The sequence below is a fragment of the Frigidibacter sp. RF13 genome (genome assembly GCF_026626305.1).
In the GTDB taxonomy this organism is placed as follows: domain Bacteria; phylum Pseudomonadota; class Alphaproteobacteria; order Rhodobacterales; family Rhodobacteraceae; genus TMP-24.
The window spans coordinates 103,474-112,880 of the sequence record NZ_JAPNUE010000009.1; the positions used below are offsets into that span (position 1 = coordinate 103,474).

The window sequence follows — 9,407 nt, forward strand, 5'->3', positions numbered from 1 at the left end:
AGCCCGGGAGCGAAGATTACGCCCCCGGGGCAGTGGTGCGCCTTAGCTGTTGCCAGCCTCCGCCAGCAGGGCGGCGTTGCCGCCCGAGGCGGTGGTGTCGATGCAGAGGTGCCGTGCCTCGGTCACATGGCCGCGGTCGGGCAGGCCGGTGATCAGCGGCAGGATCGGCCCCTTGCGGGCGGCGAGCGCCTGTGTGAGGGCGCGTGCCTCGGCCTCGGGCCCCCACCAGAGCGCACCGGAAAAACCATCGAGCGTGGTCAGGACTTCGGCTGGCAGGCGGCCCGGCGCCTCGACCGCGATGCCGCCGAGCGCACGGACCTTCGCGGCCTGATCGCGCGCCGCTTCCGCCCCCGGACCGAGGCAGAGGAGCGGTGCGCGCGGGTAAAGCGACAGGCGGTTCGATTCGCCGGTCGGGCCCGGCAGGGCCTCCTCGGAGAGGGTCGCGTGCGAGCGAGCAGCGAGCAGCGACTTCCGCAGCCCATCGGGGTTTGTGGCCGCGCCAGCGGCATCGGTGACCGACTGCGCAGGATTGGCCGCGAAGCGCGCCAGATAGTCCGGTCCGCCTGCCTTGGGTCCGGTTCCCGAGAGCCCCTCGCCGCCGAAGGGTTGCGAGCCCACGACCGCGCCGATCTGGTTGCGGTTCACGTAGATATTGCCGACCTTGAGCGCCTCGCACACTTCCTGCACGCGGTTGTCGATCCGCGTGTGCAGGCCGAAGGTCAGGCCGTAGCCGGTGGCGTTGATCGCGTCGACGATCTTCGGCAGTTCCTCTGACTTGAAGGTCGCGACATGAAGGACCGGGCCGAAGATCTCGCGCTTCAGGTCGGCGATGCCTTTGACCTTGATCACCGCGGGGGCAATGAAATGGCCGTCCTTGGGGCGGGAGAGCTGGCGCAACAGCCGACCCTCGCGACGCGCGGTTTCCACATGGGCGCGGATGCCCGCCTCGGCCTCCTGGTCGATCACCGGGCCGACATCGGTCGCGAGATCCCAGGGATCGCCGAGTTTCAATTCCTCCATCGCGCCGTAGAGCATGTCGAGGAAATGCGGGGCGATATCTTCCTGTACATAAAGGCAGCGGAGCGCCGAGCAGCGCTGGCCCGCCGACTGGAAGGAGGAGGCGATGACATCGCGCACCGCCTGTTCGGGAAGCGCGGTCGAATCGACGATCATCGCATTCAGCCCACCGGTTTCGGCGATGAGCGGCGCACCGGGGGAGAGGTGACGGGCCATCGCTTTGCGGATCAGAAGCGCGGTTTCGGTCGACCCGGTGAAGCAAACACCCGCGACGCGCGGGTCGGAGGTGAGCGCTGCGCCAACCGTCGCTCCATCACCCGGCAGCAGCTGCAGCGAAGCGACCGGCACGCCCGCCTTGTGGAGGAGCGAGACGGCATAGGTCGCGATCAGCGGCGTCTGTTCGGCGGGCTTGGCGAGTACGCCATTGCCCATGGCAAGTGCTGCCGCGATCTGGCCGGTGAAGATCGCAAGCGGGAAGTTCCAGGGGCTGATGCAGGTGAAGATACCCGCCGGGTCCTTCGCCTCGGTCAGCGAGCGGGCGGCATAGAAGCGCAGGAAATCCACCGCCTCGCGCAGTTCGCTGACGGCATCGGCAAGCGTCTTGCCCGCCTCGCGCGCCAGGAGCGTGAAGAGGAGGCCGAAGTTTTCTTCATAGAGGTCGGCGGCGCGGTTCAGGATCTGGGCACGCTGCGCGACCGGCGCGGACCAGACCTTCGCGGCGCCAAGCGCGGTCTGCACGTCGGCCGGGCCCGCATCGGTGACCTTGCCGATATGCTTGCCGGTCGCCGGGTCGGTAACGCGCCGCACCGGCAGGCCGATGACATGGCCCGCGATGATCGGGTCGGCAAGGAATTCCTCGGTCGCGTGCGGTTCGCGCGCCTCGTCGATCAGGGCGAGCGTTCCGGCATCGGTCAGATCGAAGCCCTTCGAATTGGGGCGTTCGGGCGCGAAAAGCTCCGGCCCCTTGCGGATTGCCTTGTTGGAAATGTTCGGAAGCGCCGTCTCGATCTGGGTGATCGGGCATTGCGCCACGATCTCTGGCGCAACTTCGAGGTCGACGATCTTGTGAACGAATGAGGAGTTGGCTCCGTTTTCGAGGAGTCTGCGGACGAGGTATGCCAATAGATCGCGGTGCGCGCCGACAGGCGCATAGATGCGGCAGCGGGTGCCGTTCGCGCGGTGGACGATGTCATGTAGCCGTTCGCCCATACCATGCAGGCGCTGGAATTCGAAGGCCTGCCCCGGTTTCACCATGTCGAGGATCGCCGCGACCGTATGGGCATTGTGGGTGGCGAACTGCGGATAGATCCGGTCGGTCATGCCGAGGAGTTTCCTGGCATTGGCGATATAGGAAACATCCGTCGCCTCTTTCCGGGTGAAGACCGGGAAGTCGGTCAGGCCCATGACCTGCGCGCGCTTCACCTCCGCGTCCCAATAGGCGCCCTTCACCAGACGGATCATGATCTTGCGGTCGAGCCTTTGGGCAAGGTCATTCAGCCAGTCGATCGTGGCACCCGCGCGGCGGCCATAGGCCTGCACCACGATGCCGAACCCGTCCCAGCCCTTCAGCGCCGGGTCGGACAGGACCGCCTCGATCACCTTGAGCGACAGGGTCAGCCGGTCGGCCTCTTCGGCGTCGATGTTGAAACCCATGCGCGCACTCGCGGCCTTGCGGGCGAGGTCGCGCACCACCGGCACAAGTTCGGCCATCACCCGGGCGTCCTGCGCCACCTCATAGCGGGGGTGAAGGGCGGAAAGTTTTACCGAAATGCCGGGGTTGGTGCCGATATCCTCGCGGTCGCAGGCGGCGGCGATGGCATCGATGGCGAGCCCATAGGCGGTCGCATAGCGCTTCGCGTCATCGGCGGTCTTCGCCGCCTCGCCCAGCATGTCGTAGGAATAGGTGTAACCTTGGGTCTCCATCTCCTGCGCCCGGATCATCGCCGACTTGATCGTTTCGCCCAGGACGAACTGCTTGCCCATTTCCTTCATGGCGCGCTGCACCGCCTTGCGGATTACCGGCTCGCCCAGGCGGCGGACGGCGGCGCGCAAATGGCCCGCGACGCCCGGTTCCTTCTCCTCCAGCACCTTGCCGGTCAGAAGAAGCGCCCAAGTCGAGGCGTTGACGAGCGGCGAGGAGGATTGGCCGAGATGCTTGCCCCAGTTCGATGGCGCGATCTTGTCTTCAATAAGCGCATCCATCGTATCGGCATCCGGTACGCGCAGAAGCGCCTCGGCGAGGCACATCAGCGCGATGCCTTCCTCGGTCGAGAGGCCATATTCGGCGAGGAAGACCTCCATCAGCCCCGGCCGCACATCGGCCCGGATCTTGGTGACAAGGTCGGCGCCCGCGGCGGCGATCCGCGCCCGGTCGCCCGCATCGAGACCGGCGGCGGCGATCAGCCGCGTCAGCAGGGCGGCTTCGTTCTGTAGGGTTCCGGCCTCGATGGCATTCCAGAGGCTCTCAGTGTGGTCGGATTGATCGGCGCGCATGGGGAAATCTCCTGATTTGGCCCATGATACAGGTTGTCACGAAGACGTTTCGCCCATATTTTCACTATTCAAAGGCAATTCGACCATTCGAGGCGCAATGAGCAGTCCGGCACAGGTTCCCGATCTTGACCGGTTCGATCAGGCGATCCTGCGGGCGCTCTCGGGCGAGGGACGGATGACGATGACCGACCTTGCCCGCAAGATCGGCCTGACCAAGACGCCCACCCAGGCGCGGGTGAAGCGGCTGGAGGAGATGGGGGTGATCGCGGGTTACCGCGCCGTCCTCAGCCCGATCCGCATGGGCCTTGCCCATGTGGCCTTCGTCGAGGTCCGGCTGTCGGACACGCGAGAGGCGGCGCTGCAGGCCTTCAACCGCGCGGTGCGCGCGGTGCCCGAGATCGAGGAATGTCATATGATGGCCTCTTCCTTCGACTATCTGCTGAAGGTGCGGACCGGTGACATCCAGGACTACCGCCGCATCCTCGGCGAGCGGATATCCACCCTGCCGCATGTCGCCTCGACCTCGACCTTTGTGGCGATGGAGGCGGTGAAGGAGGCGGGGCTTTGAGCAGGCCGCTCGGCGGCCCGCGCAGGCCTTCTCGCTCAGCGAAGAGCCCCGCAAGAGGTGATGAGCGGACTGGCCGGCCCTATCGGCAGGGCCTCAGGCAGAGCGCGACGCTGCCGTCGGCCCGCGAAAGATAGAGATTGTCGTCGAGGCCGACGGCGAAACTTACCACTTCGGACAGCGCATCGAGATAGGCCTTTTCGAGCGCCATCCGCGGTTCGGTACAAGTCATCCTGGTGATCGCGAGCGGACCGAGGACAAGAAGGCCCGCGTCCATCTCCGCCACGCCGGTGATCCGGTTACAGCCTGTATGACCGTCGACCTTGCCATGAAAGTCTATGGTCAGAGAAATCTCCGTTCCCTCAGGCACGGGTGCGCCCGCCAGTTCAACCGGCACCCAGCCGCGGTCCGTGAACCGCCCGACCGAGATCGACGCGCCGGAGTCAAGCGTCGGCGCGATCTTCGCGCACGGCGCGGCGGAACGGGCGCTGGCAGACGGGATGCTGCCCGCAAGGACGAGCGCGACGCCCAGGGGGAGGGCGGGGGCTAGGCGAGAGACGCGGTGCATGGACAATCTCTTCAGTTTCGGATGACGCGTCGTTGGGACGCACGCTCCTGTCGCAGTCTTGGTTCTCAAGGCGCCTTTTCTCCGCCCCCTGCCTTCAGTATGGTCGCGCCCGGCCGCCCGCGTGGTGAAATGGTAGACACAGGGGACTTAAAATCCCTAGGCCGAAAGGTCGTGCCGGTTCAAGTCCGGCCGCGGGCACCAGACTTTCACATATGTATTGATTTTTATTGAGAAATATATTTCGCAAGTTGTTGACGAGCCATACAGGCCTGTCGGCATTGAGCGACGCTCCGACCCTTCGGCAGGCTTTCGGGTGATCCAAGCTGCTGCCCCAGCTGCCGATCGGTCTCGAGGGTGGTGAAGTAGATCATGGCGGGCGGTTGCAAGATGGGCCTGCTTGCCAATCTCGCCGGCCCGCCGCCGACGAGCTTGGAAATCCAACCGGTACAGATGATACTCTCTCAGGTTGTGAGACGCCTTGTCTCCGCTATCGACAGAGTAGGGCAGCCTTAGCCCAGACCCCTGCAGGGCCGCACTTCAGGCTCGGCAAGGCTGGTGGCGGGTCAATGGCAGGGACCCGTTACACCGTGCGGCACGGCCGTTCAGAAATTGCGCGCCGCGCTCTTGCGCTGGTTTGCCGAAGGCTTCGGCGCGACGTCGCGGCGGAAATCGATCTGAGGACCGAAGCGCGGCCGCCCTTCTGACCTGCCGGTCCTTCACCGGAGCCTGCTGGCGCGAGGAGCGGCCCAGCCGACCGGTGGCTCAGACGCCCAGACAATAGCGTAGGATGGCCTTCTGCGCGTGCAGGCGGTTTTCGCTTTCGTCGAAGATCACCGATTGCGGGCCGTCCATGACCGCGCTCGAGGCTTCCTCGTTCCGATGCGCGGGCAGGCAGTGCATGAAGAGGGCGTCGGGCTTGCCCCGGCCCATCATTTCTTCGTTCACCTGATAGGGCCGCAGCTGGTTGTGGCGGCGTTCACGGGCGCTTTCGGGGTCGTGCATCGAAACCCAGGTATCGGTGACGATCGCATCGGCGCCACTGGCGGCCTTCAGCGGGTCACGCTCGATCAGGACGGTCGAGCCTTTGGAGCGGGCGAAGTCGACGGCGCGCGGGTTCGGGTCGAGTGTTTCGGGGCCGGTGAATGTGAGATCGAAGCCGAACTGCCCGGCCGCATGCAGCCAGGAGGTGCAGACATTGTTGCCATCGCCCGACCAGACGAACTTGCGGCCTTTGACCGAGCCGCGATGTTCCTCGTAGGTGACGATGTCGGCCATGATCTGGCAGGGGTGCGAGGTGTCGGTAAGGCCGTTGATCACCGGAACCGTCGCATGTTCGGCCATCTCGATCAGCGTCGCTTCCTCGAAGGTGCGGAGCATGATGAGGTCAACATAGCGCGAGAGGACGCGGGCGGTGTCGGCGATGGACTCGCCATGGCCGAGCTGCATGTCCTTTCCGGATAGCACCATCACCTCGCCGCCCATCTGGCGGGCGCCGACGTCGAAGGAAATGCGGGTTCGGGTCGAGGGTTTTTCGAAGATGAGCGCGATCATCCGGCCGGCGAGCGGCTGGTCGGCATCGGGCGCGCCCTTGGGCTTGCCGGCACGCGCGTCCTTCATGGCGCGGGCTTGCGCGATCATTGCATGAAGGTCGGCGGCAGGGGTGGTGTGGAGGTCGAGGAAATGGGTCATCTTGGCCTTTCTGGGGGCGCTGGCCGGGGGGCTGTCTGCCCCCCGGACCCCCCGAGAGTATTTCAGGACAGAACGTCGGAAAGCGACGGCATCTCAGGCCGCCTGTCGGAGCGATTGGGCGGCGGCGTCGAGGCGGCGGGTGGCCTCGGCTAGGTCCGTGTCACTGATGGTGAGAGGTGGCAGCAGTCGGACGGTGTTGTCGGCCGCGGCCACAGTCAGGACATGGGCGGCGTACCCGGCCTTCACGACATCGGCGGGTGCGACCTTGCATTTGAGGCCGAGCATCAGGCCCTGTCCGCGAACGCCCTCGAAAATGTCGGGGTGAGCGGCGACGAGCGCCTCCAGCCCCTGGCGGAAGAGCGCGGCCTTGCGGTTCACTTCGGCCAGGAAGGCGGGATCGGCGATGATCTCGACGACCCTGGCACCGACCGCGCAGGCCAGGGGGTTGCCTCCATAGGTCGAGCCATGGGTGCCCACCACCATGCCGGAGGCGGCGCTTTCGGTGGCAAGCACCGCGCCGAGCGGGAAGCCGCCGCCGATGCCTTTGGCCACCATCATGATATCGGGCCTGACGCCTGCCCACTCATGGGCAAAGAGGCGGCCGGTGCGGCCCATGCCCGATTGCACCTCGTCGAGGATCAGGAGCGCGCCGGTCTGATCGCAGAGCTGGCGGATCAGTTTCAGATCGGCGTCGGGCATCGGGCGGATGCCGCCCTCGCCCTGGATCGGTTCCAGCATCACCGCGCAGGTCTTGTCGGAAATCGCGGCCTTGAGCGCCGCCATGTCGCCCCAGGGCAAGTGCCGGAAACCGGGCATCAGGGGCCCGAAGCCCTTCACCATCTTCTCCGACCCGGCGGCAGCGATCGCGCCGGTCGAGCGGCCATGGAAGGCGCCTTCGAAGGTGAGGATCTCGTCGCGTGGGGTGCCTTTGTCGTACCAGTATTTCCGCGCCATCTTGATGGCGAGCTCCGCCGTCTCGGTCCCGGAATTGGTGATGAAGGCGGTATCGGCGAAGGTGTGGGCGGTCAGAAGATCGGCGAGCCGCTTCTGTTCGGGGATCTCGTAGACATTGGACACATGCCAGACCTTGCCCGCCTGTTCGGTCAAGGCCGCGATAAGCGCCGGATTGGCATGGCCAAGCGCATTGACCGCGATCCCTGACCCCAGATCGAGATAGCGCGTGCCGTCGGTGGCGATCAGCCAGCTTCCCTCGCCTCTGTCGAAGGCAAGGGGCGCGCGGTTGTAGGTGGGCAGGACCGATGGGATCATGGCTGTCTCCGGCTGAATGGGCGATGCGTGCCAAAGGGGCGACCTTAAGTCAACGCAAGGTTCGGGGGCGGGCTGGTTCAGGGGCGGGATGTGGCGCGGGGCCACGGGCGAGCGGACGTCAGGCGCAGGTGCGGCGGCGTCGGGGACGGGCAATGATGGCGGTCCGGTTGCTCATGCGCTTTCCTTAGCGCCGGGCGCGCGCCCTGTCCATCTGGAAATCGGTCAGCGGACAGCGTTGGCGTGTCGGGCTCACGCCGCGGCGCAAATCTCGGCTAGCATCGCGATCACCGGCGGGTAGTAGGCGCTGTCATAGCCGCTGTCGTTCTGCATCACCGACAAATAGCAGGCGACGCGCCCGGTCGAGGGGTTGGCCACCAGATACTGGCCGCCATAACCGCCATGGCCAAGCCAGATGCCGTCGGTATTGGTTTGGTTCGAATAGCGCAGATGGGCGCGCGGCGGGGGCATCGGCACGCCGCCCGTCAGCGTTTCCTCGATGAAGGCGGCCGATCCGAAGGGGCGGCCATCAACGCCCGCGCCCCTCCGGGCGAAAAGCGCGCCATAGCGGCAGAGATCGCGCGCCGTCAGGCAGATACCGCCGCTCATCAGCGGAAAGCCCGCCCGGTCGGTCACCACATGCATCGCCCCCTCCATACCCGCCGCATCGGCGAGATCGGTGATGAAGGCCGACATGGGCCGCCCCGACCGCAGTTCTGCCGCGCGGGCCAGAAGGTCGGTATTGGCACTTTTGTAAAGGCAGGCGCCGGTCCGGTTGACCGTATCGCTCCGCCCCGGCGTCAGCCCCACGGTGGCGAGGAAGGCGGCATTCGTTTCTTCCGGCCCGTCGGGCAGGCGCAGGCCGGTCGCGGCCTCCTGCCGGAAGGCGGCGCAGCCGGGCTGGGCGTAATCCTCGTCATAGTCATTCTCGACATTCATGTTCAGAATGTCGGCGACGCTGGCCCCCGCATAGCCCGGCCCCACCCCGGGCACGATCTTTCCCATCTGCTCCTCAAGCTTGATCCTGCCGTCTTCCCAAAGCCGCCCGATCACAAGGTTCATCGCCATCTTCGAGATCGACATGATCGAATGCGGGCGGTCGGGCCCGAAATCGGCGGCATAGGCCTCATGAAGGATCCGCCCGCCCTCGATCACCGCCATCGCGGAAAACCAGGGTGAAGCGGTCAGCCGCCGCACATCCTCGCGCGCAGCGATCGAAAGATCGGCCGAGAGGCGGAGTTCCATCACCCGGCCCGCGCGGGCGCTTTGAGCGTAGCGGGCGATCCGGTGCAGCCCGTGAAAGCCCGAGCGGCGGCGGGGCGCGGAGTTCCAGCTTGTATAGCCGCCCGCCGCCACGGTCAGATCGGGATTGGGAACGGTCGTGACCATGGGCGATTCTCCGGGGTTGGCCGGGCGATCCTAGGGGCGCGACGCCGGGCCTGACAACCTTGCCCCTTCTGTTGAGCGGTTTTGCGCGCCTTGCCCTCCGCCCCCATCCCTTGTATCTCGGCGCGTCCCCGCTAGAATGGGGGTCCGATCAAGCCAGAGGATCTGCGATGTCCTGGACCGACGAACGCGTCGAGCTGTTGAAGAAGATGTGGGGCGAAGGCCAGTCGGCGAGCCAGATCGCCAAGGAACTGGGCTCGGTCACCCGCAATGCGGTGATCGGCAAGGTCCACAGGCTCGGCCTTTCGAACCGGGTCGAAGGCAAGGGCAAGGAGGAGGAAGCCGAAGCGCCCGCCGCCGCCCCGCGCCCCGCGAGCACGCCGTCGCAGCCCGCCCAGCCGCAGGCCGCCGCCCCCCGCGCCG

General features: G+C 66.2%; 7 protein-coding genes and 1 tRNA gene. 3 read left to right on the plus strand and 5 right to left on the minus strand.

Annotated elements, in window-relative coordinates; translation table 11 throughout:
* Positions 1–42: 42 nt before the first annotated feature.
* Positions 43–3,510, minus strand: a complete 3,468-nt coding sequence (gene putA / locus OU426_RS15380; protein WP_267634940.1) for a bifunctional proline dehydrogenase/L-glutamate gamma-semialdehyde dehydrogenase PutA — start codon at positions 3,508–3,510, stop codon at positions 43–45.
* A 97-nt stretch (positions 3,511–3,607) separates the two neighbouring features.
* Between putA and OU426_RS15385 the strand changes: the two genes are divergently transcribed.
* Positions 3,608–4,078, plus strand: a complete 471-nt coding sequence (locus OU426_RS15385) for an Lrp/AsnC family transcriptional regulator (protein WP_267634941.1) — start codon at positions 3,608–3,610, stop codon at positions 4,076–4,078.
* Between the two features lie 79 nt (positions 4,079–4,157).
* On the opposite strand, the gene OU426_RS15390 is transcribed toward OU426_RS15385, so the two are convergent.
* The gene (locus tag OU426_RS15390; protein ID WP_267634942.1) at positions 4,158–4,643 is read right to left on the minus strand and encodes an META domain-containing protein; all 486 of its coding nucleotides are present in this window, start codon (positions 4,641–4,643) and stop codon (positions 4,158–4,160) included.
* A 115-nt stretch (positions 4,644–4,758) separates the two neighbouring features.
* Here OU426_RS15390 and OU426_RS15395 point away from each other — a divergent pair.
* Positions 4,759–4,844: transfer RNA gene (locus tag OU426_RS15395), tRNA-Leu, on the plus strand.
* A gap of 561 nt (positions 4,845–5,405) precedes the next feature.
* On the opposite strand, the gene argF is transcribed toward OU426_RS15395, so the two are convergent.
* From argF to OU426_RS15410, 3 genes are all read right to left on the minus strand, one after another.
* Positions 5,406–6,332 (minus strand): ornithine carbamoyltransferase, encoded by a 927-nt coding sequence (argF, locus tag OU426_RS15400; RefSeq protein ID WP_267634943.1) that lies wholly within the window; start codon positions 6,330–6,332, stop codon positions 5,406–5,408.
* Positions 6,333–6,425: 93 nt separating this feature from the next.
* Positions 6,426–7,601, minus strand: coding sequence for an aspartate aminotransferase family protein (locus tag OU426_RS15405; RefSeq protein ID WP_267634944.1), 1,176 nt, complete (start codon positions 7,599–7,601; stop codon positions 6,426–6,428).
* Positions 7,602–7,850: 249 nt separating this feature from the next.
* Positions 7,851–8,987, minus strand: coding sequence for a serine hydrolase domain-containing protein (locus tag OU426_RS15410; protein ID WP_267634946.1), 1,137 nt, complete (start codon positions 8,985–8,987; stop codon positions 7,851–7,853).
* Positions 8,988–9,154: 167 nt separating this feature from the next.
* Here OU426_RS15410 and OU426_RS15415 point away from each other — a divergent pair.
* Positions 9,155–9,407, plus strand: a 253-nt coding sequence (locus tag OU426_RS15415; protein ID WP_324289829.1) for a GcrA family cell cycle regulator, incomplete at its 3' end; no start/stop codon positions are given.